This window comes from Nonomuraea sp. KM90, from assembly GCF_052246675.1.
Taxonomy (GTDB): domain Bacteria; phylum Actinomycetota; class Actinomycetes; order Streptosporangiales; family Streptosporangiaceae; genus Nonomuraea.
The window spans coordinates 1-25000 of record NZ_JBQQCB010000135.1; the positions used below are offsets into that span (position 1 = coordinate 1).

Below are 25000 nucleotides of genomic sequence, written 5' to 3' on the forward strand. Positions count from 1 at the left end.
ATCAGCCTGAAGCAACTATGGAAGGACTAAGAGCAGGATTTCAGTTACAATCCGTCACGACTTGGCGGTCTTCCATTGGAATTCAGAAACATCTGTCCCGGCTGTCGCGGGTCTCACCGCGGCCGTCTGACGGGAGCCGCCGGTTCGACTTCGACCTTCACGCCCTTGTCGGCGAGGGACTGCAACCCTCGCCCGAGGGCCGCAACGTCTCGCAGGCCGCGCGCAGCAGGCGTTCCCGCGTGTCTTTGAGCTTCCGGAAATCGGCGGCGTTGTCGGCCACGATGTCATTCTGGATGTCTTTCTCCGCCGCGGCCCAGGTGGTGACCAGCCCCGTCTGTTCCTTGCACCTGACGTCGGCCCGCGCCACGGACAACTCCCGGGGTGAGGGGCGTGAGGAGCGCGCCCAGGCGGGATCCTCGGCGGCGCGGAACGGGTCGGCGTAGGAGTGTCCCGCGCGTTTCATGCACGCCTCCCACTCACGGATCACCGCCACCACCCGAGGCGCGCGTTGGCCGGCCTCGAAAGCTTGTTTGGCGTACTTGTTATACAGGGCCGCAGGGTAAGGCCCGATGCCGCGCTCCAGATACTCGTGCGCCCAAAGCCAGCACCCGCCCACGCCGTCCTTTCCGTAGGCGGCGAGTTGTTTCCGGCGGGCCAACTCTTTCCGGGCGGCCCACGCCTCCTCTCGCCGCGCCAGCACGGGCAGCGGCGGCGGGATGTGGTAGCCGTACCGCGCCGCGATCGCCGGTTCGATCACTCCGTAACGCCGGCGGTTCAGCGGCGCTGGGTCTTCGGCAGCGGAGGCAGGCAGGAGAGTCCAGTCCATGCCCTGCTTGCGCATGCAGTCGGCGATGAGCCGGTCCTCGGCCGCCTCGATGGTGTGGATGTCGAGGGTACGCAGCACGTACGCATCGAGCGGGAGGAGCAACTCGCGCGCCTGCGCGCTGATAGCAGGGACATCCTCCGGAACCGCCCGCGGCGGGCCGGATCCCGCGCAGGCGGCAGTGGCCGCGCAGAGCGCGGACAACGTGACGAGTGCGGACGGTGTCGCGCGAACGCGCCCCATCGACGACAACCCCCTTTGGTCCTCCAAGCGGGGCCGGGACGGCGCCGTACGATCGGCGCCGTCCCCGCCGGGTTCAGGCAGTCAGGTCACAGGAAGTCGACGCAGGACGCCAGGTTGTCGAAGTTGTTGTTGGTCAGGTCCCTGTCCTCGGAGTTCGGCACCGCCAGGTACACGCGGCCACTGCACGACGTGCCGCCATTGACCCACAAGAGGACGGAGCGGGCAGTGTCGTTGTCCATCGAGCTGGCGTTGTACTCGGCGGAGCGGCCCGGCTCCCCCCACCAGTCATTGTTGGCGAGGTCCTTGTCGTCGCCGGTGAAGCCGATCACGCCGCCCTGCTTGTTGTCGTGCTCGAAGAGCCAGAAGTAGGCGGCCTGCATGCCAACCTGCTCCGACGTGGCCGAGGCCGACGCCGATGGGCCAAAGAGGGTTGCGGCTCCCAGCGCCAGGACGCCGACGGAAATAGCGATCTTGCGGTGCACTTTGTCCCCTTCAGGTTTCAACGGTGGTTCCGGTGCAACATCTTGGCCGCGGGCGCTGAAATCAGCCTGAAGCAACTATGGAAGGACTAAGAGCAGGATTTCAGTTACAATCCGTCACGACTTGGCGGTCTTCCATTGGAATTCAGAAACATCTGTCCCGGCTGTCGCGGGTCTCACCGCGGCCGTCCTGTCGAACCTGTTCGCGCCGGCCGAGGCTCCCTCCGCGCCGGACGGGACATCTGTTCAAACCTCTCTGCCACTTTGTGGAAGACACCAAGCTCGTACCGTGGTCCGACGGCCTCGCCACTACGTCCTGACGACGTCCGCGCACAGGCAGGCGAGGAAGAGGTCGACGCACTCGGTCAGGAGGCCGTACACCTCGCCGGACGCGGCCGCTTCGGCCTCCGGGAGATCGAGCTTGATCTCCCACTCCCGCCATTGCGCCGCCGTGAAGGGCCACGACCCGTAACTCGGTGGAGCGGCGGATCCGTGCCAGCCCCGCTACGGGTCGCCCGCGCGGGGATCGCCAGACTCCATCGCCAGCGCCGGGGCGAGTGCACCATCCGCAGGGCCACCGCCCGGTTGTGCTCCGCCATGGCGACCGGGATGCTCTCGGCGAGGATCATGCGAGTTTCGGCTGCCCGCCTCAGCCGCCGAATCCTGTGGGCGACCAACTCGGCGATCTCGGGCAGCAGGAGCGGGCGCTGCGCGTTCTCACGCACCTCTGCGCCATGCCGAGCGGCTCGCTGGCCTCCTCGGGGCGGCCGGCGAACACCTTTCCCCAGGTCAGGCAGAGGAGCGCGGACGTGAGCGCGTCGCGGGTGACGTCGCAGCCCAGCGTCAGGACGACGCCCGCCGATCTGTCCGCCTCCATCAGCCGGCCCGCCTGCAGCGCGACCAGAGGGTGGTAGCAGGGGTAGGAATTCAGCAGGCGCCGGTCGACTTGGCCGCTTCGAACGCCCGGTCCAGGCATCGCTCTGCTTCGGTGTGGTGCTCCCGCCAGGCCAGGATCACCGCCGCCCCCGCGTGGGCGGCCACGATGTGCCGCAGGTCGCCCACCTCGTGGGCCGCCCCGACCGCGTGGCGGGCCCGGTCCGCGGCGTCCTCATGGAGCAGCGCGTCGATGATCGAGGCCAACCCGAGCAGGATGTCCGCGCGCCGCCTGCGGCCTGCGGCCTGGTGCGAGTCCACCATGGCGAGGGCGGCCGCGGTCAGCAGGCCGACGCTGTCGTTGACGGCCTTGGGCTCCGCGTTCGGACGCAAACCCCACTCCACCGCCGCGCTGACGTCCGCGGACTCCGCCCGCAGCCAGGCGAGGACCGCCGCGCCGTCCTGCGGGGAGCCGTTCACCAGCGTGTCACCCAGCTCGCGGTAGAACGTCAGGTGCCGGTCGCGCGTCGCGAACAGGTCGGCCGCGTCCGCGAGTTCGAGGCAGGACTTCCGGATGGGGGCGAGGATCCGGTAGCGGTACTCCGCGCACCGGATGACGTGCACCAGTGAGTGATCGATGAGCCCGGTCAGGAGGACGGCCACCCGGCTCGCACCCAGGTCCCCGAAGCCCGCCACGCGCTCGGCCGCCTCCAGGTCGAAGCTGCCGGCGAAGACGGCGAGCCGGCTCAGCAGCAGCCGTTCGGCCGGCTCCAGCATGTCGATGCTCCACTGGACGGTGGCGGCGAGCGTGCGCTGGTGGGGCAGTCCGTGCTCCCCGGGACGGCTCAGCACCCCCAGCCACTCGTCGATTCGTTCGAGCAGCATGGCGGGAGAGATCGACCGCAACCGGCCGGCGATCAGCTCGATGCCCAGCGGAAGGCCATCCACGCGGCGGGACAGCTCGGAAACGATCGGCAGGGAGTCGGACAGGTCCAGGGTCGGACAGTGCTGCTCCGCCCGGCGCAGGTAGAGCTCAACGGCCGCGTAGCCCAGAGGGTCGTCATCGCCGTCGCCTGGCGGCACGGGCAGCGGCTCGACCTCCCAGACCGTCTCGTCGGCGATGCCCAGCGGGTGGCGTGACGTGACCAGCATGCGAACCCGGTCCGCCGCGCCGACCAGGTGTTCGACGAGGTGGGCGACGACGGGTGTGACGTGCTCGGCGTTGTCGAGGACGAGCAGCATGGACTGGTCCCGCACGGCCCTGGTCAGGGCCTCCACCGGGCCGAGTGAGCCAACCGGCGCGCCGAGCAGCGTACAGATGGTCTCTGCGAGGACATCCAGTTGCTCGCCGCGTCCGCCGTCGGGACGGGCAGCCGGAAGCGGGCCCAGCTCCACTACCGCTACACCGCCGGAGTGGCGGTCGGCCAGCCGGTTGGCCACGATGAGAGCAAGGGCCGTCTTGCCGACTCCACCCGGGCCGATGAGCGTCACCACCCGGCGCTCCCTCACGAGCCCGGCCACGCCGGTCAAATCCGCTTCGCGGCCGACGAGCCCGCCGAGCAGCGGGCGCGGTCCCCGCCAGGTCACCGGTTCCATGACCTGCCCGGGTTTCTGGAGGCTCACGACGCGGGCGACGACTTCCTGGTAGGCGTTGCGCAGCCCCGGCGAGGGATCGACGCCGAACTCGTTGGCGAGACCGCGGCTGATCCGCTCATAGCAGGCGACCGCCTCGGCCTCTTCCCCCGATTCGACCAGCGCCATCAGCAGGTGCGCGTGGACGGGCTCGTTCAGCGGCTCGTCAGCCGCCACGGCGCGTAGCGGAGCGACCGTCTCCGCTACCCTCCCGCATCGGCGTGCCGCGTCAGCCGCACTGAGCACGGCGCTGATGCGTTCCTGGTTCACCGCGCGCACCCACGGATGGCGCTGCCAGGACTCGCCGAGATCGTGCAGGCACGGCCCCTGCCACAGGTTCAGGGCCTCGATCAGCAGGTCGAGCCGCTCCCCTGGCGCCTCGGCCAGGCTCGCCTGCTCTGCGATCGCGCGAAACCGCAGCAGGTCGAGGTCGTCCTCCCCAGCTTGTACGGAATAGCAGCCCGCCCCGAGGGTGTTCAGCAGACCCCTCCGGCCCCGCCGCGTCCGGCCGGGTTCCAAAACGTCCCGCAGCCGCCGTACGTACGTCTGCACGAGGTTCACCGCCGAGGCCGGGATGTCCTCGCCCCAGACGAATTCGATGATCTCGTCATGCGCGACCGGCTGACCGGGTTTCAGCAGCAATGCCGCGAGCACGGCACGCTGTTTAAACGGCCCCAGCTCCACCGGCTCCTTCTGCCGCCACCCGCGCAACGGGCCGAGTATCCGCAAGCGCACGGCCGGCTGACCTCCGATGAACGACAGGTCGTCTGATCGGTAATCGTCCATGTCTAGGCAACAGCCCTGGACTCGAAGTAAGCCGATGCGACCCGCTCGATCGGGGTCAGGATGCGGTAGCGGTAGCGCGGTTTGAGACAGCGGTGGACGAGGGAGTCCTCGACGAGATCGCTGAGGAGCATCGCCACGTCGGTGACGTCGGACGCGTATCTCTCGGCTTCCTGGAGCGAGAACGGGCACGGCAGACGGACGAGTCGCCTGAACAGCGCGCGTTGCCGTACGTTGAGCAGGTCGAGACTGCGCTCCACGGGTCCGGCCAACTCGGCGATGACCGCTTCGACCACTTCCGTGGGGGCGACGTCATGCGGCTGAGTCGCGGCCAGCCGTACCGCGAGCGGAAGCCCGTCGAGCTGTCGGCACACCTCGGCCGCGTAATCCGGATCCGCCTTCGCGCCCGTACTCGTGAGGAACAGATCGACGGCCGGTGCCTCAGGTCCGGACGTCTCCAGCGGGCCGATCTCCTGGATGTTCTCCCCAGGCAGCCCCAGCGGCCTGCGGGAGGTGACGAGGACACTCACCCGGGGGCACTCGTGCACGATCTGGGAGACGAGCAGCGCGCAGGCCCGGACCACGTGCTCGGCGCCGTCGAAGACGAGCAGCATCTGACGGTCCCGGAGCGGACGGGTGAACGTGATGGTGGGATCCCCGTGGGCGGCCGTCGCCGACGCGAGCGCCTCGACCAGGGCCACCCGAGCGCCGGCGGACTCTGCCGGGAGGCTTTCCATCTCGGCCAGAGCGCTGCCGTCCCGGTAGCGGGAGGCGGTCCGCTGCGCGACGGCACACGCGAGCGCCGTTTTGCCCACGCCCGGCGGCCCGACCACGGTGACGACCCTGTGCCGGGCCAGGGCGTCCGCCACGGCCGACAGCTCGGCATCGCGACCGATCAGGGCGACCGGCGGCGCGCCGACGCTCGGGGCCGGAACGACCACCTGCTGGGCCAGCGCCGCCTGGTAGGCGGCGCCGATCTCGGCTCCGGGATTGACGCCGAGCTTGTCGCGCAGCCGTACGCGGACTCGTTCGTAGGTGGTGAGCGCGTCCGCTTGACGCCCGCTCAGCGCGTACGCGCGGATCAGCCGAGCGTACAGCCGCTCATCGAGCGAGGCCATCGTGATGACCCACTCAAGCACGCGCGCCGTCTCCGCGGCCCGGTCGGCCCCCGCGCAGTCGGCGTACTCGATCGCGACCTCACACAGCTCTCGCTCCACTTCGGTCACCAGGGGGTGCAAGCGTATTCCGGCCCCGAGGTCGTCGCACGGCCGCCCCTCGACGTGGGCAAAGGCTGCGGCAAGCAGGGGGACCGGGTCGGCGTTTGGTAACCTCGCCTGCTCCCGCAGCCCGCGGAACCGCAGGAGATCGACCTGGTCGGAGGTCACGTCGAGGCGGTATCCGAGCGATTCGCGCATGACCGACGACCTACCGATGATCTTGCGTAATCGGCCCACATACGTCTTCACCAGGCCGGCGGAATTGGCCGGAGGGTCACCCCACAGGCATTCCCCAAGGGTCCGAACGGACACCGGCTCACCGCCCGCGAGCAGCAACGCGGCCAGGACCGCGCGTTGTTTGGCCGGTCCCACGGACAGCGCCTGGTCGCCTCGCCAGGCCCGTACCGCCCCGAAGACCTCGAATCGCAATTCGCCGTCACGCATGCTTGGGCGCCCATGGTCCCCAGTAGCCCACTGGGGGAGCTCATCCTCCAACACCCGCGAGAAGTGCGGTGGCGCGTCAACCGGGGGGTCAACAGACGTCATGGTTTTCCCTATTTCGTTGCGAGAAGGCTTCACAACAGGTGGCTCCGGGAGTCGATCGGTGCTCGGCGGCGATGGGCCTTTCGCGTTCCGGGTCAGGGCATTACCTAGAAGAATTGAAGCGGCGCTCATACACGCAACGGCTGCCGCTTCTCGTTGCGGTCGCGTCCGGCGACGGCGGCTCCTGACTGGAGCAGTTGGCACATGGGCGCCAGGTCCGGCTCCAGGGGCGGGGAGAGGTCCTTAACGTCGTCGACGAACTCGTAGCGAAGGCGCGCGCCGCCGTCGTCGGTCTGGAAGATGGTGGTGCTGACGCCTCCCCGCTTGCGATGGGCCCGCGAGGCTCCAGTCACTACGGCGGTCCTCCCAGCCAGTCTTCCCACTCCACGCACCTCAGTATGTTAGTGACTCTCTATCTGTTAGCAACCACCAGAACGGTACTGTATCGCACATGAGTGGTGACAGGCCGAATCTGCGCGAACGCCGGCGCACGGAGACCCAGCGCATGATCCAGTCGCACGCGATGCGGCTGTTCGTCGAGCACGGCTACGACGCGACCACCGTCGACCACGTCGCCAGGGCATCCGGGGTCTCGACGATGACCGTCTACCGGCACTTCCCCACCAAGGAAGACCTGGTGCTCTACGACCAGTACGACCCCCTCATCGCGGCCCGGGTCGCAGCCCGACCGGCCGACGAGCCCGTGGTGCGCCGGATCGAGGTGCCCACCAAGTGCCCGCTGGGCAAGGCCATCGGCGACGTGTTCTGCGGCGCCCAGGTCCGCATGCGGCGGCCCGCAGTCCGCCGGTCGGTCCCGGCCAGCGCTCACCCGGAAAAGGAGGCTACGTGCAGGCATAGGAGTCGGTCCATCCGAATCCCCATCGACTCCTAAGCTTTGACGTTTGCCGGAGGAAAGGTGCGCCTGGTTTGACGATTGTCGATGTCGAGAGGGGTGGCCCCGTCGGTACGGTGCAGAGGTCTGCCAGGCAGGAGCCCGATGAACGCGCCTGTCTTCATGTCCAGCCAGCACGTCGAGCAGATGAACACCCTGCTTACGAAACTCGTGGGACTGCTACGGCACCTACGTCCATCAGCGGCTCACGGCCCAGCGGCTGGTCGTGGACTCGATATGAACGCCTTCGGCCGGACGCTCGCCGAGGCTCGCCGTTTCATGGCCGAGACCACCTCCGAGTCCGAGCGGCAGATCGAGACCGAGACGCTGCATTACTCGACCGACCTGCCCGGCCAGGCACTGGCGTACCGGCTGGGCCGTCAGAAGCTCTGGAACCTGCGCGGACGCGCCGGAGCCGCCGGGTGCAACGTTCGTGATTTCCACGAGGTCGTGCTCGCGCCAGGCGCGCTGCCGCTCTCGGCGGTCGAGGCGAACGTCGACGCATGGCTGTCGTACACGAGTGGAGGCATGGAGACCCGATGACCACTGATCCGTACGAGTGGCTGCGGCCGGACACCGGCGAGTCGCTCGCCTGGCAGGAGCGGCAGGACGCCGCCGCTCGTTCGTATGTGCGCGACTGGGAGCATTTCGCCCGAGTACGCGAGCAACTCGCGGGCGGGCCCGCGGCGCAGAACGCCTCCGACAGCCTCGGGACCAGCACCCCGCGCCGCCTCGGCGGCCGATGGTTCCGACTGGCCCCGGTGCCGCCGGGGCAGGCGGCGCTGGGCCTGTGGATGTCGGAATCTCCGGACGAGCCCGGCAGGCTGCTCGTCGATCCCCACGCGGCCGAATACCTGCGTGACGGCGAGCCGGCGCAGCTGGTCTGGTACGAGCCTACGCCGGACGGCACCCGCGTCGTCTTCGGCGTCTACCACGGCGGCCAGATGATCGGCCTGCTCCGCGCGGTTGACACGGCGATTGGCCGCGATCTGCCGATCGGATCGCACCGGCACATGCTCACCGGCGCAGTCCCCGGCTGGCTGCCGGACGGCAGCGGATTCTACATGTGCGATCGCTCGGAGTCCGGCGACCACCGGGTCTGGTTCGTGCCAGTGCAGCCGGCGGGAGAGATCGGCGCGCCGGTCCACGTGATCGGCCGCCACGAGCTGGCCAGCTCCCCCTCCGGGCTCACTCCGCAGGTGTCGCCGGACGGCCGCTGGGTCATCACCCTCACCGGACAGCACGAGCAGGTGGCGGCCCATCTCGGCGACCGGCGCACCGGCGCGTGGCGGAGGTTCGTGCCCGACGGCTACGAGGGCGAGTGCCATGGCGTCTGGTTTGACGACGACACCTACGTCGCCGTGATCACCGGTGACGCGCCGCGCGGGCGGCTGGTCGCGATCCCGGTCGCCACCTCCGCCGACGAGCGGACGTGGCGCGAGCTCGTACCCGAGTCCGATGCGGTGCTGCGCTGCGTCACCCGGGTCGGCGACCACCTTGTCCTGTGTGAGGTGGCCGACGCCGTCGCCGGCTTCCGGCTGGTCACCGGAGAGGGCAAGCCCGTCGAGCGCATCGCGATGCCTGGTCTCGGCAGCTCGCCGACGGCCATGGTGAGCCGCCGCTTTGAGCGCTCGGAGGTGCTGACGTTCTCGTACAACACGTTCGTCGACCCGCTGACGCCGTACCGTTACGACGCCGAACGCGGCGAGCCGGTCCCGACGGGTCCCCGGCAGCCGGGGCTGGCCGGGATGACCGTCGCCCGCCGCTTCGCGGCCAGCCGGGACGGGACCCGGGTGCCGTACTTCGTCGTGCACCGTGCGGACTTGAAGCTTGATCGGCCCTGCCCCGCGGTGGTGAACGGCTACGGCGGTTTCAACGTGGCCTGGCTGCCGCGTTTCCTCGGCACCTACGCGCCGTTCCTGCGCGCCGGCGGGATCTACGTGCACGCCATCCTCCGGGGCGGGGCCGAGTACGGCCGGACGTGGTATGAGGACGGCCGGCTGTCACGCAAGCAGAACACCTTCGACGACCTGTTCGCCATCGCCGAGGACCTGATCGCGGCCGGCTTGTCCGAGCCCGCGCGGCTGGGCTTCCATGGAGCCAGCCACGGCGGCCTGCTCGCCGGCGTGGCCCTCGTCCAGCGTCCCGACCTGTGGCGGGCGCTGGTCGCGGAGGTGCCGCTGTTCGACATGCTCCAGCCGCTCGGCCCCGGCCACCCGGCGCCGCAGGCGGTCCGCTCGGTCTTCCTGGAGGACTACGGAGATCCGGACGAGCCCGCTGGCGCCGGCATCATCCGCGCGTACTCGCCGTATCACAACATCGCGCCCGGCACCCCGTACCCGGCCATCCTGCAGGCGTTCGGCGAGCACGATCTCGGCTGCCAGCCCTTCCACGGCCGGCTGTTCACCGCCAAGCTCGCACCGGCGAGCACCTCAGGCCACCCCATCCTGCTGCGGGTCTGGAAAGGCGCCGGGCACGCCGCCCTGGACAGCGCGCAGGTGACCGACCACGCCGCCGAGCTGCTGGCCTTCCTCATGCGGGAGCTGGGCATGATCCCGGCATAGCCTGGGGGCCATGGCATCCGAACTCCAGAGACTGGTCGACAGCCTCGGGGCGCGCCTGGGCAGGTCGGTGGCGCTCGACGACCTGAACATCCATCTGCTCGTCTACACCGCGCACACCGGCGACGTGGACCCCGCCCGGGTCGAGTCGATCATGCGCAGGCGCGTTTCCCCCGAGCTGGTGGCCCACATCCACGCCAGCGGCGCGCTGGAGGCCCGCGACCTGTTCATCGTGCCCGCCCGGCCCGAACTCGGGCTCGACGTGCCCCGCGCAGGCATGCCAGTCCGGCACGAGCAGACCCTGCTGGGTTTTCTGTGGTTGCTGCTGTCGGACGGCTGCGTCACCGGCCAGGAGGCGACGGCGGTGCGGCAAGCCGCCGAGAGCGCCGCGTACACGCTCCACCGGGACTTCCTGATCGGCGAGCTGAGCCGGGGACGCGAGGGGGAGCTGGTACGCGACCTGATCTCGGCCGACCCACGGCTGCGCGGCGACGCGGCACAGCAGCTGATCGAGGAAGAACTGATCACCGCCGGTCCGGTGCGCGCGCTGGTGGCGACCGTCGCGCACGACCCCGGCCAGCCGCTCGGCGACCAGGACCGGCTCGCCCTGACGGTCAGCCTCGACCACGCGCGCCGCCGCCTCCCCCCGCGCAGCGCCATCCACCTGGAACGCCCCGACCACGGCATCCTGGTCCTCGTCCAGCCCGTCCCCTCCCAGGCCGAGACCGACGACCTGGCCACCGCAATCCACCGGCAGATCGCCGCCGAGAGCGGCAGGACACCTCAGGAATGCTGGGTCGGCGTTGGCGAGCACCGCCCTGCCCTGACGGACGTCCACCTCTCCTACGCCGAGGCCAAGCAGGCCGCCGACATCGCCGGGATCACCCGGATCCTCGGCCCCGTCGTCTGGCACTCCGGCCTCGGCGTCTACGGGTTGCTGGCCGAGCTGCCCGCCGACCGTCTCGGCCACAACCTCCATCCCGGGCTGCGCCGCCTGCTCGACCACGACGGCGGCAACGACGCGCCTGCTCACCACACTGGAGACGTTCCTGGGCAACGCCGGCGACGTCAAGCGCACTGCCGCGAGCCTGTGCATCCACCGCGCGAGCCTGTACTACCGGTTGCGCAGAATCGAGGAGATCGCCTCGGTCGACCTGTCCAGCGGGGACGACCGTCTCGCCCTGCACCTCGGGCTCAAGGCCGCCAGGCTGATCAGGTTGAGGTGACGGCCGTGCGACGTCTGTGGCAACACAACGGAGACCGGTTTGTGCTTCGTCGGTCGATCCGGCGGCCCCCACCGGGCAGGCTGGGGCCGCCGCCGCAGCCGACGAGGTAGTCGGCCCGGACGCGCGACCCGTCCGCGAGCCCACCGTGACACCCGTGTCGTCCTGGGCGAACCCCGCCACCTCGGCGCCAGCCACACGACCACGGCGATGCACTCGCCGACCGAGGTCGTCCGGACCGGGATGCATTCAACTCCCTGACCACGCCATGCGAGGTCAACGATCGGATACTCACATCCGACGGAAGTGATCAACGGACGGTACAGGCACGCATCAGCGCAGGTCAGGCAATCCGATGGAAATTTCCCGGGACTACAGCGAGGCCGCTCTCGGTTCCGCATTGGACAGAGACTACACATGTGTGTAATGTGCTTCTCACGTGAGTAGTTTATGGCACATGGGGATAGGAGGTAGTGACCATGACGACGTCCGGTCCCGATCCTGAGGACCTCACCGCCCGCGCCCGGATCAGAGACGCGGCGTTGCAGAACTTCGGCGAGTATGGGTTCGAGCGCGCGACCATCAGGGGGATCGCCGAGACCGCGGGCGTGTCCTCGGGGCTGGTCCGCCACCACTTCGGCTCCAAGCAGGAGTTGCGCGAGGTATGTGACGCCTACCTGACCAAGATGATCCGTAGGCTCAACGACCAGGTCCGCGCCGACACCGTGCCCGGCGACGTGAACTACGTCGCCCTTGGCAGGGTGGCGCTGGGTCGGCACCAGCAGTATCTGGTGCGTGCCCTCACCGAAGGGTGGGCGGCGCCCGTGTTCGACGAGTTGGTCGAGTTGGGGGAGCAGTGGCTCGCGGAAGCCGACGCGAAACGTCCCGATCCGCCCTACGCCGATCGTAAGGTCCGGGCGGCGCTGAGCGTCGCGATGGCGCTGTCCGTCCCGATCCTGCACCGGCAGCTGTCACGAGCCATGGGCGTCGACGTGTTTAGCCCGGAGGGCGACCACCTGCTGGCCAAGGCCATGCTCGACATCTACTCCCACCCCATATTGAGCCGGGAAGAGGCCGCGGAGATGCGGGATGCCCTCGACAAGATCCACGACACACCACCACGAGCGGAACGCGTGACCGCGATCCGCCAGGATGAGGAGCACGACCATGACTGACGCCATCACGGTGGCCGGGTTGGTCAAGACCTTCGGATCCAGCAGAGCCCTGGACGGCCTAGACCTCGTCGTCCGCGCCGGCGAGGTGCACGGCTTCCTGGGGCCGAACGGCGCGGGCAAGAGCACCACCATCCGCGTTCTGCTGGGCATGATGCGCGTGGACGCGGGGACCGCCCGGCTGCTCGGCGGCGACCCGTGGGCCGACGCCACGGCGCTCCACCGCCGCCTGGCCTACGTCCCCGGCGACGTCACGCTGTGGCCCAACCTGTCAGGTGGCGAGGCGATCGACCTGCTCGGCCGGCTGCGCGGCGGGCTCGACCAGAAGCGCCGGGCCGACCTGCTGGAGCGCTTCGACCTGGATCCCCGTAAGAAGGGCCGCACCTACTCCAAGGGCAACCGGCAGAAGGTGGCCCTGGTCGCCGCGCTGGCGTCCGACGCCGAGTTGCTCATCCTCGACGAGCCGACCTCGGGCCTGGATCCGCTGATGGAGGAGGTGTTCCGCGAGGCCGTCCTGGAGGAGAAGCACCGCGGCCGGACGGTGCTGCTGTCGAGCCACATCCTGTCTGAGGTTGAGGCGCTGTGCGACCGGGTCACCATCATCCGCGACGGCCGGGCCGTCGAGAACGGTACCCTCGCCGACCTGCGCCACCTTACCCGTACCGTCATCCAGGCCGAGCTGTCCGGCCCGGTGGACGGGCTGGTCGGCCTGCCCGGCGTGCACGACCTGCGCACCGAGGGCGGTCGGGTCCGCTTCGCCGTCGACGCCGCCGCGCTGGACAGGGCGCTGCAACAGCTCACTGCGGTGGGCGTGCGCAGCCTCGTCAGCCAGCCGCCCACGCTGGAGGAGCTGTTCCTGCGGCACTACGACCGCACCGGCGCGAGCTCGGGGCGTCACGCGGAGGCACGGCGATGAACGCGCTGACCGGCGCGGGAAAGCTGATCCGCCTGGCACTGCGGCGTGATCGGGTACTGCTCCCGCTGTGGGTCTTCCTTCCGTGGCTGTTCCCACTGGCGTTCGTCGCGGCCTTCAACAGCGGCTACCCCACCGCACAGGCGCGCCAGGAGTACGCGGAGACGAGCATCCACAACACGGCCTTCACCGTGACGTACGGCGCGCTGCACGGATCGAGCCTGGGCGAACTGGTCACCTGGCGTGCGGGCTTCATCCCGCTCATGATCGGGCTGATCAGCATGCTGACGGTCATCCGGCACACCCGCGCGGAGGAGGAGGCGGGCCGGCGCGAACTAATCGGCGCGACCGTGGTCTCCCGCCACGCGGGCCTGGCAGCCGCCCTGATCACGGCCGGTGGCGCCAGCCTGGTCCTCGGCATGCTGACAGCGTTGGGCCTGATCAGCCAGGGCCTGCCGGCCGCCGGTTCGCTGGCGTTCGGATTCGGGTTGGCCGGCACCGGATGCGTCTTCGCCGCGATAGGCACGGTGGTCGCCCAGCTCACCACCAGCGCCGGCGGCGCCCGCGGCATCGGAATCGTCGTCCTCGGCGCCGCGTTCCTGCTGCGCGGCATCGGCGATGTCAGCGGCAAGGCCGGGGCCGGGCTCGGCTGGGTGTCCTGGCTGTCGCCGATCGGCTGGGTCGGCCAGGTCCGGCCATTCGGCGGTGAACGTTGGTGGGTCCTCGGGCTCGCCGCCTGCGCGGTCGCCGTGCTGACCGCATGGGCCATCGCCCTGTCCGGGCGGCGGGATCTCGGCGGGGGTATGTTCCACGACCGTCTCGGTCCTGCCGCCGCCGCGTCCGGTCTGCGCACGCCCCTGGCGCTCGCCTGGAGGCTGCACCGCGGGTCACTGGCCGGCAGGGTCGCGGGCTTCGCCCTGGTCGGATTCGTTCTGGGCAGCATCGCCGAGAGCCTCGGCAAAGTGATGAACAACAGCACTCCGGCGGCGCGAGAGATCCTCGCCCGGATAGGCGGTCCAGGCACCGTCGCCGACCAGTTCCTCGTGGGCATGATGGCCATGCTCGGCGTAGTCTCCGCCGGGCTCGCCATCCAGGCCGTGCTCCGGCTACGGGCCGAGGAGAGCGGCGGGCGCGTGGAAGCCGTCCTGGCCACTGCGGTCGACCGGCTGCGGTGGTCGGGCGGCCACCTGGCCTTTGCGCTGCTCGGCCCCGCGCTCGGACTGGTTGTGTTCGGATTGGCGGTCGGGCTGGCGTACGGGATGAACACCGGGGACATAGGCGGGCAACTGCCGCGCATGCTGGGCGCCGCCCTCGTCCAGCTGCCCGCGGTGTGGGTGTTCGCCGGGCTCGCGTTCGCACTGTTCGGCCTCCTGCCCCGCCTTTCCGCCGGCGCGTTCGCCGTACTCCTGGTGAGCACGCTGTTCGGCTGGGTTGGCGCGGAGCTGGAACTCAGCCAGTGGGTGATCGACCTGTCGGCGTTTGCCCATCTCCCGCAACTCCCCGGTGGTGAGGTCAGGGTGCTGCCGCTGGTCGTGCTGACGGCGATGGCGACAGTGCTCATCGTGCTCGGCCTGGCAGGCCTGCGACGCCGTGACATGCCGGTCGGCTGAGCCCGCACAACCTCACAGACCACAAGCAGAGCCAGGAGGGCTCATGGACAAGATCCTGATCGACTTCACCGGCCTGCGAGCAACCGCGCTCCTCGAGTTGTACCTTCGATGGCTGGAAAGCCGAGATCGGCGCCCCATCCTGCGCGACCCATGGCCACAACGAGCCGTACAGCGCCTCGACTTCGACTTCTCCCAGTTCAAGTCCATGACCATCGCACGGTTCGCCGTGGCCGTCCGGTCACGCGTGATGGACGGGTGGGTTGCCAAGTATCTGGCGAACAACCCGGATGCGGTCGTCCTGGATCTCGGGTGCGGGCTCGACTTCAGGGTCTCCCGGGTCGATCCGCCGCCCGGCCATCACTGGTACGACGTGGACTTCCCCGACGTCATCGAGGTCGCGCGGCAGCTCTACCCCGAACGCGCGGAACACAGCACCATCGGCGCGTCCGTCGTCGATCCGGGCTGGCTCGCGCAGATCCCGGGCGACAGGCCCGTGGTGGTCGTGGCCGACGGCCTGTTCGGGTTTCTCAGCGAAGACGAGGCGCGAGAGGTCTTCCGGCAGATCATGGACCACTTCCCGCGAGGGGAGTTCGTCTTCAACAACATTTCATCGACGATCAAGAAACGACACGAGAGACGACCGTCAGCGCTCTTCACGAAGTTCGGCATCGAAGAGAAATGGGCACTCGACGACGCGCGAGGAGCCGAAAAGCTCGACGACCGCCTGCTCTTCGTGGACAAGGAGAACCAGCTGGACACGCCCCTGCTCGCACGCACTCCGCTCCACTACCGGACACTGTGCGCCCTGATCAGCATGGTTCCGTCCTGGAGAGAGAGCGGCTGGATACTCCGCTACCAGTTCTGACCAGGTGGGCGCGTGCTGATCACAACACCCCTGGAAGGAGATAGATGTCCATTTCCTCAACTCCAGCGCCGGTATCGATGCCGACCGAGCGTCCCGCCGGTTGTCCCTTCGATCCACCCGAGGAGCTCGCGCGGCTGCGCGCCGACCATCCCCTCACGCCGCTGGCCTATCCGGACGGCCACGTAGGCTGGCTGGTCACCAGCCACGCCCTGGCCCGCGCGGTCCTGGCCGACAATCGCTTCAGCCACCGGCCCGAGCTCGCACACAGCCTGGTGGCCATGGTGAATACAACGGACAAGCCGCAACCGGCCCCACCAGGGGCCTTCATCGCGATGGACCCGCCCGAGCACACCCGCTACCGCCACCTGCTCACCGGCCAGTTCACCGTCCGCCGGATGCGCCAGCTCACCGAGCGAATCGAGCAGATCACCGCCGAGCACCTGGACGCGATGGAACGACACGGCCCGCCGGTCGACCTGGTGGAGGCGTTCGCGGTCCCCATCCCCGGCCTGGTGATCTGCGAGCTGCTCGGAGTTCCGACCAGCGAGCGGGCCCGGTTCCAGCAAGACCTGGCCGCGCTGCTGAGCCTGACGGCCTCACCGGAGGAGAAGCTCACCTCCACCACCAGGCTGCAGCGGTTCATGGGCGACCTGGTGCGGGCCAAGCGCGCCAACCCCACCGACGACCTGCTCAGCGGCTTGGTCGCCGACGGCGGCCTGACCGACGAGGAACTGGCCAACATGGCCGGCCTCCTGATGGCCGCCGGCTTCGACACCACCGCTAACATGCTCGCCCTGGGCACATTCGCGCTGCTCGGCAACCCTGACCAGCTCGCCGTCCTCCGCGACGAGCCGGATCTCACCGGCAGGGCCGTAGAAGAGCTGCTGCGCTACCTGAGCATCATCGGCGGCACGATACGGACTGCGCTGGAGGACGTCAAGCTCGGCAGGGAACTGGTCAAAGCGGGGCAGACGGTCGTCGTGTCGATCCCTGCGGCCAACCGCGACCCAGACCGCTTCCCCCGCCCCGACACGCTCGACCTGCGCCGCCAGGCTACCGGCCACGTGGCGTTCGGCCACGGCATCCACCAGTGCCTGGGCCAACAGTTGGCCCGTGTCGAGATGCAAGTCGCGTTCCCGGCGCTGTTCCAGCGGTTCCCGGCCCTGCGCCTGGCCGTCCCACACGAGGAGGTTCCCCTGCGCACCGACATGGCGATCTACGGTGTGCACCGCCTCCCGGTGACCTGGGACGAGGCCTAGTTGTCTTGCGCGTGAAGGCCGGTCTTGTTCCAGGTGAAGGGCCTGGGGTCGGTGTTGTTGCTGGCAGCCGCGTTCGTCGCCATGCTCGTCGCCTACTCCTTCTATGGACCGCCTGGTAAGGCCCGTTATGTCACCTCCCGCCCCTGCGCTCGGGCCGCCCTCCGCCGCCAGGCGCAGGCGCTGCCATCCGTCCGCGATCTTCTCCACCCGCCACGTCCACTGTCACTCCCGCCGCCACTCCAGTCTTGGGACGCCGGGAAACCCGTATCGCGACGCCCGAGAATTGGGTGCAACCTTTCGCCCGGTGGGTCGCGTTTGGAACCGGTGAGAGGAGATCACATTGGATCGTCACGACGACTTCCGCGAGTTCGTGCTCGCCCGCCAGCAGGCGCTGATGCGGACGGCGTACATGCTCACGGGAGACGCGCACCTCGCCGAGGACCTGCTGCAGAGCGTCCTGATCAAGGTCGCGGGCCAGTGGTCCAAGCTGTCCGGCGGCGGCAATCCCGAGGCGTACACCCGCAAGGCGCTCGTCAACCAGTACATCTCGTGGAAGCGTCGGCCGCGGCCGGAGGCGCCGAGCGCCGATCTGCCGGAGCGTGGCGCCTCCTATGACGACGCCGCGCTCCAGCGGATCATGTTACGCCAGGCGCTGGCCAAGCTGACGCCCAAGCAGCGGGCCGTGATCGTGCTGCGGTTCTGGGAGGACCTGACCGAAGCGCAGACCGCCGAGGCGCTCGGCTGCGCGCTCGGCACCGTCAAGAGCCAGGCCCATCACGCGCTGAGCCGCCTGCGGGCGCTCGCGCCCGAACTGGCGTATCTGCTGAACGACCCGGAGATCGAGGAGGTGGCCCGATGACGAGGCTGCGTGAGGCGCTGGACGGCATCGCCGCAGAGGCGCCTTTGGTGGACCTGGCCGACGTGGCAGTGGCGGGCCACCGGCGCCGGCGGCGGCGGGCCACCGCCGTGCTGGCCGCCGTCGCGACGGTCGCGGTGGTAGGCGCGGCCAGCACTGCCGTGGCGCTGCCGTGGCAGCGAGCCGACCGCACGGCCACGCCGCAGCGGGTGGACACCGTTCCCGATCTGCCGGACGGGGCGGTGGGGCCAATCGCGTACGCATTCCAGACGCGCTGCAAGCACCAGAGCAACCCAGTCCGCATCGACTGCGGCACGGTCGAGTGGCGGGTGGTCACCCGGAGCGGCACGACTTACCGGGTGCCGCAGGCGCTGGTCGCGACCGCCAAGGACGACAACGTGCCCGTCGCGATCAGCCGGGACGGGCGCATGCTCGTCTACTACAGTCGCCAGGCCCAGGCACACGTGGTCCGTGATCTGGTGGGCGGCACGCAGGTGACCTCACCTGTCACCGTGAAGGAGGAGCGGATCGGCATGGCCTCCATGTTGGCGCTCTCCGATGACGGCCGCTACGTGATCTTCGATCCGCGCGAGGGGACCAAGGATCCCGGGTTGCTGATCGACGTGCGTACCGGCAAGAGCCGGCCGGTGGACGGCAAGTACGAGGTGGTCAGCATCAAGGGCGGCGTCGCCGAACTGGTCCGTTACGTCAAGACCGATCTGTGGCAGATGCCGGTCACCGGCGGCGGCCGGCCGGTGCGCTTCAACGGGAAGTTCATCATGTTCAGCGAGATCGCCCCGGACGGCCACACGGTGGCCGCCTTCGAGGTCCCGGACCACACCAAGCGCAGGCTCACCGTGCTGGACGCCAAGACCGGACGGACCCTGCGGAAGGTGTCCATGCGCGGGCTGCCCGCAGGCCGTGGCAGCGGTGTGGTGGGCACCGCTCTATGGACCAGCGGATCCGAGGTCGTGATCGTCTACCAGAACCGGGACGACGTTCGCACGTACGCAGTCAACGTCAACACCGGCCAGGCCCACCAGGTGGCCCGCTACCCAGGAGGCTGGAACGCGCAGCGGCTGGTTCTGCCCGGGCTCGCGAGCCAATAAGCGCGGGGCGACCCGATCTTAGGGCCATGATCCTGACGGAAACGCGACCATGGCAGCCGACGATCTCATTCCGCAGGTTCTGTTAGCCGGGGTTACCAATAGCGGCACCATGTCGAGCTCGGACGGGCAGCGGTTCCCCGTCCGCGGCAAGACCGTGACCGGCCGGAACATTGTCATTCACGGCGGTCAGGTGCTGTCGACCTACACCCATGTCTCCGACCAGTGGTCGACGTTCGGCACGAAGATCATCGTGCCGACGGCGCGGGAGGCGCACTTTGTCCTGGACGACTTTCTGGGCAACGCGACCGACCTGCCGATCGCCGAGCACGCGACAGATACTCACGGGGTTGTTGTTACATGGACACATCTTGTCCCGCTAACCCACTGGTACCAGGATTCGACCGGTCGGGCGGGGAACGGGTCAACTGGCTCCGGAGGGGTCTGTGCGAGTACGGCAGCAGCAGGACGAAGACGGTTTACACCAGGTCGAGTTGCTCGATGAGGACGGCCAGCCGGTCGAGGTCGTTGCGGGGTTTGTGCGGTTCCTGGCAGCCCGGGACTGCTCGCCCAACACGCTCGTGTCGTACGCCTACGACCTTCGTCACCTGTGGCGGTTCTTCGAACGTGACGGTCTGGCCTGGGAGGAGTTCACGCCTCGGCACTCGATCGCGTTGCTGGAGTACCTGCGGTCGGTGCCCTCGCGCCGGCCTCGGCAGCGCATGGCGTTGACGGTGGTGGTCGACGCGGACGGCCCGGCGACCAAGCTGGCGCCCAGCACGGTGAACCGGATCCTCGCTGCGGTGTCCTCCTTCTACGAGTACGTCATCTTGGCCGGGATGTTGGAGCGGTTGAACCCGATCGAGAAGCGCCCCGATCCTGCTCTGCAGCGGGTGTCGGAGCGGCACCGGCCGTTCATGGGCGGGGCCAGCCGGCAGCGGCCGGTCCGCCGCGCGGTGCGGGTCAAAACGGTGCAACGCGTCAAACAGCAGGCCGATTGCCGGCTGCGCCACTTTGCGGCCAGCGCCGAACAGGTGCGGGCGGTGACGGAGATCACTACGCGACTTAGTAATCGGTACCGTATCGTTTACTAAGTGACCGACAATGTACTCATCGCCGGCGCCGGCCCTACAGGGCTGGCCCTGGCCATCCACCTGACGCTCCACCACATCCCGGTTCGCGTCATCGACGGCGCCCCGGGCCCAGCCACCACCTCTCGCGCTCTAGGCCTGCAGCCGCGCGGCGCCGAGGTTCTGGAACGCATCGGCGCGCTGGGCGACCTGCGGGAGAGGTCGCAGACCATGCTCAACATGTCCTACAACGAAGGATCACAGACCGTGCTGCGGTTGCACGTCGGCCAGGCCGCCGCCAGCATGCCGAAGCAAACGCTGCTGATCTCACAGGCCGAGATCGAAGGCACGCTGCGGCAACGGCTGCGTGAACTCGGCGGCGACGTCGAGTGGGATACGCGATTGGTCGGAGCCCGGCAGGACGGCGCGGGCGTCACCGTCACCATCCAGGCGGCCGATGGCACGCAACAGCACATCGAGACCGCCTGGCTGGTGGGCTGTGACGGCGCGCACAGCGTCGTGCGCAAACTCGCCGGTATCGGCTTTCCCGGGCGCAAACTCATTCAAGACCTGCTGATGGTCGATGTGAAAGCCATCTGGCCCTACGACAGGAACGGCAGCACGACCTGGATGGACACCGGTCACATGCTGTCGGTGACCGCGCTGCCCGACGACACCTGGCGGGTGTTCTCAGAACCATCGGCGCCACCACCGGAAGGCCTGTCAGAAGGCGAGATCACCGATCGCGTGCTGCAGGAGTTCTCTCGCCGTAGCGGAATCGGGCTCGACACGGTCACTGAGGTCAAATGGGCCTCGGAGTTCAGGATCCACCGCCGCCTGGCCGACAGCTACCGGCGCGGGAGGATCTTGCTGGCGGGTGACGCGGCGCACATCCAGAGCCCCACGGGCGGGCAGGGGCAGAACACCGGGCTCGGCGACGCGGAGAATCTTGCCTGGAAGCTGGTGCTGGTCGCCGACGGTCGTGCCGACCAGCGGTTGCTGGACACCTACGAAGGCGAGCGGCGCCCGCTGGCAGAAAAAGTCCTGAGGGCCACGAGTACGGCGGTGGGCATCATGCTGCCGGACACGCGGTGGAAGCGGCTGGTGCGCGACAAGGTGGTTCTGCCGGCTGTCCGCCTGCCTGCCGTACAGCGGAAGCTTTTGCAGGTCTCATCTCAACTGGGTATCAGCTATCGGGGCGGGCCGCTGGCCCCGCGTTCGCACGGCTCGGGACCGCGCCCTGGCGACCGGATGCCGGACATCCGGTGCCGCCGTCGCGACGGCGGCGAAACCACCCTCCACGCCGCGATCGGGGGTCGCTGGGTCGTCCTGGCCAGCGATGAGGGTGAGGCAGCCCGGCACGCCGAGGCGGCCGCGGCTCAACTGGGCGTCGACCGGGTCACAGTCCTCATCACGGTCAACAAGGATGTGCCCGATGTGGTGTTGATCCGCCCAGACGGGCACATCGGTTGGCGTGGCCGCCCGGCACCAGACAAACTGACGGCATGGCTGAATCAGATGCTGTGGCCAGCGTAGAACGCCACGGCCGCCCACGCGACCCAGGTAACGACGCCGCCATTTTGGAGGCGGCGCTCGACTTGCTGATCGAGCGCGGCGCCGCGGGCACCAGCATCGAGGCCGTCGCCCAGCGCGCCGGTGTGGCCAAACTGACTGTGTACCGGCGCTGGCGTTCCAAGGACGACCTGCTGATGGCCGCGCTCGAACACGCCCGCGGCGCCGACCTGGACGCGCCGCCGGCCGGGCAGAGCGTGGACGAGCTGGTCAGCTTCATTGCCGAACTCCTCAGCCGGCCCCGGTTCCGCGCGTTGATGGCCCGGGTGATCGGAGCCTCGATCGACTACCCGGACCTGGTGACCGCCTACCGCGCGCGATACCTGCAGCCGCGGCTGGACACCCTGCCTGAGATCGCCCGGCGGGCCATCGACGCCGGCCAGCTGCCTGGGGAGACCGATCCCGGCGTCATCAGCGACATCCTGTCCAGCGCGATCGGGTTCGTCCTCTTGCATCAAGAGGAGGTGACCGCGGTGGAGATCGAGGACCGGCTGCGGGGCCTGCTCCGGCGCATCGGCTACCAGGCCGTCCCGACCTAGCCGGATTCCGGTACTACTAGGCCATCTTGCTGGATGAGGGCGCCTACCTGCAGCGAGGCCACTTCAGGTCCACCTACGAGACCAACCGCTGCAGGCGGCGGGAAACGATCTCGATGATCGCGGTCGGGTAGCCGGGAGGGATCTCACCTCCCGGCTCCCACAGATCCGTACGTAAACCTCTCGATTTATACGGCTCTTGTCACCCTAGTCACCAGACGGCGGGCATGGTGACGATCCAACGCCAGTGCGCGAACAGCCTCGGGTACTGCTCGGTGACCCTCAGCCACGCCTGGTGGGCCTTCTTTCTCGCCCGCAGCCGTCTGTACTTCGAGCGAACCCAGCGCATCAGATAGGCGTTGATGCGCGTCAGGAGCCGGTACAGCTTCGACCGGTAGAACCGGCCGGTTGAGTCGGCACGGGGCGCGGTGCCCGGATTGCTCCCGGTCCGTTTCCCCGTGCCGCTCGCCGCACCCGGCGTGCGGCTCTCACCGCACCGGGCGCTCCACGTGTCTTGACCGCTGGTCAGTTGCTTGTGGGGGCAACTGCCGGCTTCGGGATCCATGGAGTCGGTATGTTCCTTCCGCGATAGCGGTAGCGGGTAACCGTGACGCTGGCCGCGCCGGTGAATACGACTCCGTTGTGAGCGAACCTCCACCCCTTGTCGCAGAAGCGGCGACGGAGTTCCTTCATGGACAGCCCGGTTCGTCCTCTGTACTTGGCGCGTATCCAGCGCATCGATCGATTCCAGGTGAAGGAGTCGACGGCTCTGAAACTCGCCTTGGACACACCGTGCCGAAAATAGTTCGCCCACCCCGCGAGGGATCTGTTCAGGTCGGCGAGCAACTCACCCAGATCCTGATAGCGGGTTGACCTGTACGTCTTTGTCCTCACCTTGTCCTTGATCGACTGGACGGCCTTCTTGGACGGCGTGGTATAGACGTAGTGCTTGCTGGTTCCTCGTTTCCGCATCCGGCGGATGTCGAAGCCGAGGAACGTGAAGCCCTCATCGATGTGGACCACCTGGGTCTTCTCCGGTGCCAGCCGCAATCCCAGAGGGGCGAGTACGGTTGACACCTCCTCACGCAAGGCCTCCGTGTGATGACGATCGCCGAACACCATGATGACGAAGTCATCGCATTATGCCGAGGTCCGGGTTATGCCGCTCTGGCGTGAGAGTTGCCTGGTCAAGGTGGTGCGCAGAGTCTTGATGTCGGCATAATCCTGCGGGGTTCGCTGGTGATCTGTCTGTCTGGTTCGTGTCAGTGGTTCCTCCGGACAGGAGATGATCATGGAGGCGGACGTGGATGCAGGCTGCGTGTGGGCTGGCGGCGGCAGTGTGGGGCTTCTGGCGGAGTTCCGTACGTGGCTGGACCGGGAGCGGGGTCTGTCGCCGGTGTCGGTGCGCTGCTATTCCAAGCAGGCGAAGGGTTTCCTCCCTCCCTGTCAAAATAGACAGAGGTAACAAACAGGCATGAAACTCTGTGCTGAGGGTGGGGAAGGAGACATCCCTTCGTGGGAGCAAGCAAGCCGGATCCGGAGATCCCCGACCCTCAGGTACGCGAACGAGGACGTCCGCGCACCTACTCCGCCGCCTACAAGGCCCGGATCCTGGAGGAGTACGACCAGCTCGACAAGGCCGGCAAGGGCGCGCTGCTGCGCCGGGAGGGCCTGTACTCGTCGCTGATCTCCAGCTGGCGCACGGCGCGGGACCATGGCGCGGAGCAGGCGCTGGCTCGGCCGGTCGGCCGGCCGAAGGCGGATCCGCGGGACAAGCAGATCGACGCGCTGCAGGCGGAGGTCGAGCGGCTGCGCGCCGAACTCGGCAAGACCCGCCAGGTGATCGAGGTGCAGGGAAAGCTCTTCGCGCTGCTGGATCAGCTCGCCACCAGCAGCGAGACCTCGACGCCTCGGGGCGAGCGGTGAACCAGCTCTTCCAGGCCGCCCAGGACCAGGCGATCGTCGAACTCACGCCGCTGCTCGGACGGCGCAAGGCCTGCCAGGCAGCCGGGGTTCCGCAGGCCACCTGGTATCGCAAAAACCGCCAAAGCCCGGCTCCGATCCGCCCGGCCGCAGCACGCAAGCCGCACCCGGCCACGCTGTCGCAAGCCGAACGCGAGCGCGTCCGCGCCGTGCTCAACGAGCGCTTCGCCGACGCCGCCCCGGCCACGGCCTACTTCACCCTGCTGGACGAGGGCACCTACCTGGCGTCGGTCTCCACGATGTACCGGATCCTGCGCCGGCACGGCGAGGTCGGCCGAGATCGGCGCCGGCAGGCCACCCACCCGCCCCGGACGGTGCCCGAGCTGGTCGCAGACGCCCCGAACCAGGTCTGGGCCTGGGACATCACCAAACTCCGCGGCCCAGGCAAAGGCGTCTGGTACTCGCTCTATACGATCATCGACCTGTTCAGTCGCTACGTCGTCGGCTGGATGGTCGCCTCCCGCGAGTCCGCCGATCTCGCCAAGATGCTCATCGCCCAGACCGCCCGCAAGCACGGCATCGATCCCGGCACGCTCACCCTGCACGCCGATCGCGGCTCGTCGATGACCTCCAAGACCGTCGCCGAGTTGCTGATCGACCTGGGCGTGGCCAAGTCCCACTCCCGCCCGAAAACCAGCAACGACAACCCGCACGTGGAGGCAAGCTTGCCGGGTAGCGGGCAGGAATCTCACCTGCCCGCCCCCACAGATCCGGACGTGAACCTCTCGATTCATCCGGCTCGTGCCGTCCAATCATCAGGTCAATACCGCAGTTCCCAGTGCGCGAACA

The 25000-nt window shown here is 68.7% G+C and carries 25 protein-coding genes; 17 read left to right on the top strand and 8 right to left on the bottom strand.

Annotated elements, in window-relative coordinates; all coding sequences use genetic code 11:
• Positions 1-157: 157 nt before the first annotated feature.
• The 6 genes from ACTWPW_RS54120 to ACTWPW_RS54145 all read right to left on the bottom strand — a co-directional run bounded on the left by ACTWPW_RS54120 (position 158) and on the right by ACTWPW_RS54145 (position 6946).
• Positions 158-1066 (bottom strand): hypothetical protein, encoded by a 909-nt coding sequence (locus tag ACTWPW_RS54120; RefSeq protein WP_443173571.1) that lies wholly within the window; start codon positions 1064-1066, stop codon positions 158-160.
• A gap of 86 nt (positions 1067-1152) precedes the next feature.
• The gene (locus ACTWPW_RS54125) at positions 1153-1548 is read right to left on the bottom strand and encodes a peptidase inhibitor family I36 protein (protein WP_443173572.1); all 396 of its coding nucleotides are present in this window, start codon (positions 1546-1548) and stop codon (positions 1153-1155) included.
• Between the two features lie 646 nt (positions 1549-2194).
• On the bottom strand, positions 2195-2422 hold the full coding sequence (locus tag ACTWPW_RS54130; protein WP_443173573.1) for a hypothetical protein: 228 nt from the start codon (positions 2420-2422) through the stop codon (positions 2195-2197).
• A gap of 50 nt (positions 2423-2472) precedes the next feature.
• Positions 2473-4785: a BTAD domain-containing putative transcriptional regulator gene (locus ACTWPW_RS54135; RefSeq protein ID WP_443173574.1), complete on the bottom strand. Its 2313-nt coding sequence runs from the start codon at positions 4783-4785 to the stop codon at positions 2473-2475.
• 53 nt (positions 4786-4838) lie between these two features.
• Positions 4839-6494, bottom strand: a complete 1656-nt coding sequence (locus ACTWPW_RS54140) for an AfsR/SARP family transcriptional regulator (RefSeq protein ID WP_443173575.1) — start codon at positions 6492-6494, stop codon at positions 4839-4841.
• Between the two features lie 227 nt (positions 6495-6721).
• Positions 6722-6946 (bottom strand): hypothetical protein, encoded by a 225-nt coding sequence (locus tag ACTWPW_RS54145; RefSeq protein WP_443173576.1) that lies wholly within the window; start codon positions 6944-6946, stop codon positions 6722-6724.
• Between the two features lie 98 nt (positions 6947-7044).
• On the opposite strand from ACTWPW_RS54145, the gene ACTWPW_RS54150 reads away from it, so the two are divergent.
• The 15 genes from ACTWPW_RS54150 to ACTWPW_RS54220 all read left to right on the top strand — a co-directional run bounded on the left by ACTWPW_RS54150 (position 7045) and on the right by ACTWPW_RS54220 (position 22231).
• Positions 7045-7485, top strand: coding sequence for a TetR/AcrR family transcriptional regulator (locus tag ACTWPW_RS54150; RefSeq protein WP_443173577.1), 441 nt, complete (start codon positions 7045-7047; stop codon positions 7483-7485).
• Positions 7486-7722: 237 nt separating this feature from the next.
• A complete protein-coding gene (locus ACTWPW_RS54155) occupies positions 7723-8028 on the top strand; it encodes a DUF885 family protein (protein ID WP_443173578.1) in 306 nt (101 codons plus the stop codon).
• The gene (locus ACTWPW_RS54160; RefSeq protein WP_443173579.1) at positions 8025-10049 is read left to right on the top strand and encodes a prolyl oligopeptidase family serine peptidase; all 2025 of its coding nucleotides are present in this window, start codon (positions 8025-8027) and stop codon (positions 10047-10049) included. The genes ACTWPW_RS54155 and ACTWPW_RS54160 overlap by 4 nt, the downstream gene beginning before the upstream one ends.
• 10 nt (positions 10050-10059) lie before the next feature.
• Positions 10060-11382: a PucR family transcriptional regulator gene (locus ACTWPW_RS54165; protein WP_443173580.1), complete on the top strand. Its 1323-nt coding sequence runs from the start codon at positions 10060-10062 to the stop codon at positions 11380-11382.
• A 366-nt stretch (positions 11383-11748) separates the two neighbouring features.
• Positions 11749-12444: a TetR/AcrR family transcriptional regulator gene (locus ACTWPW_RS54170; protein WP_443173581.1), complete on the top strand. Its 696-nt coding sequence runs from the start codon at positions 11749-11751 to the stop codon at positions 12442-12444.
• Positions 12437-13357, top strand: coding sequence for an ABC transporter ATP-binding protein (locus tag ACTWPW_RS54175; RefSeq protein WP_443173582.1), 921 nt, complete (start codon positions 12437-12439; stop codon positions 13355-13357). Before ACTWPW_RS54170 ends, ACTWPW_RS54175 begins: the two co-directional genes overlap by 8 nt.
• Positions 13354-14964 (top strand): ABC transporter permease, encoded by a 1611-nt coding sequence (locus ACTWPW_RS54180; RefSeq protein ID WP_443173583.1) that lies wholly within the window; start codon positions 13354-13356, stop codon positions 14962-14964. Before ACTWPW_RS54175 ends, ACTWPW_RS54180 begins: the two co-directional genes overlap by 4 nt.
• Before the next feature lie 43 nt (positions 14965-15007).
• Positions 15008-15829, top strand: a complete 822-nt coding sequence (locus tag ACTWPW_RS54185; protein WP_443173584.1) for a class I SAM-dependent methyltransferase — start codon at positions 15008-15010, stop codon at positions 15827-15829.
• Between the two features lie 77 nt (positions 15830-15906).
• On the top strand, positions 15907-17088 hold the full coding sequence (locus ACTWPW_RS54190) for a cytochrome P450 (protein WP_443173585.1): 1182 nt from the start codon (positions 15907-15909) through the stop codon (positions 17086-17088).
• Positions 17089-17428: 340 nt separating this feature from the next.
• Positions 17429-17947, top strand: a complete 519-nt coding sequence (locus ACTWPW_RS54195) for a SigE family RNA polymerase sigma factor (protein WP_443173586.1) — start codon at positions 17429-17431, stop codon at positions 17945-17947.
• A complete protein-coding gene (locus ACTWPW_RS54200) occupies positions 17944-19053 on the top strand; it encodes a hypothetical protein (RefSeq protein ID WP_443173587.1) in 1110 nt (369 codons plus the stop codon). Before ACTWPW_RS54195 ends, ACTWPW_RS54200 begins: the two co-directional genes overlap by 4 nt.
• 49 nt (positions 19054-19102) lie before the next feature.
• The gene (locus ACTWPW_RS54205; RefSeq protein ID WP_443173588.1) at positions 19103-19555 is read left to right on the top strand and encodes a Tn3 family transposase; all 453 of its coding nucleotides are present in this window, start codon (positions 19103-19105) and stop codon (positions 19553-19555) included.
• Positions 19545-20144 carry a site-specific integrase gene (locus tag ACTWPW_RS54210; RefSeq protein ID WP_443173589.1) on the top strand — a complete coding sequence of 200 codons (600 nt, stop codon included), beginning with the start codon at positions 19545-19547 and terminating at the stop codon, positions 20142-20144. Before ACTWPW_RS54205 ends, ACTWPW_RS54210 begins: the two co-directional genes overlap by 11 nt.
• Positions 20145-21656 carry an FAD-dependent monooxygenase gene (locus ACTWPW_RS54215; protein ID WP_443173590.1) on the top strand — a complete coding sequence of 504 codons (1512 nt, stop codon included), beginning with the start codon at positions 20145-20147 and terminating at the stop codon, positions 21654-21656.
• Complete coding sequence (locus ACTWPW_RS54220; RefSeq protein WP_443173591.1) at positions 21626-22231, top strand: TetR/AcrR family transcriptional regulator; 606 nt, start codon at positions 21626-21628, stop codon at positions 22229-22231. Before ACTWPW_RS54215 ends, ACTWPW_RS54220 begins: the two co-directional genes overlap by 31 nt.
• A 208-nt stretch (positions 22232-22439) precedes the next feature.
• On the opposite strand, the gene ACTWPW_RS54225 is transcribed toward ACTWPW_RS54220, so the two are convergent.
• Together ACTWPW_RS54225 and ACTWPW_RS54230 are read right to left on the bottom strand one after the other, a co-directional pair.
• Entirely contained in the window at positions 22440-22793 is a 354-nt protein-coding gene (locus ACTWPW_RS54225) for a hypothetical protein (RefSeq protein ID WP_443173592.1), read from the bottom strand.
• Positions 22754-23350, bottom strand: a complete 597-nt coding sequence (locus ACTWPW_RS54230) for a group II intron maturase-specific domain-containing protein (protein ID WP_443173593.1) — start codon at positions 23348-23350, stop codon at positions 22754-22756. The genes ACTWPW_RS54225 and ACTWPW_RS54230 overlap by 40 nt, the downstream gene beginning before the upstream one ends.
• Positions 23351-23743: 393 nt before the next feature.
• On the opposite strand from ACTWPW_RS54230, the gene ACTWPW_RS54235 reads away from it, so the two are divergent.
• Positions 23744-24154: a hypothetical protein gene (locus ACTWPW_RS54235; protein WP_364125439.1), complete on the top strand. Its 411-nt coding sequence runs from the start codon at positions 23744-23746 to the stop codon at positions 24152-24154.
• Positions 24151-25000: transposase (locus tag ACTWPW_RS54240; RefSeq protein WP_443173594.1), on the top strand; the 850-nt coding region annotated here is incomplete at its 3' end. The genes ACTWPW_RS54235 and ACTWPW_RS54240, both read left to right, overlap by 4 nt.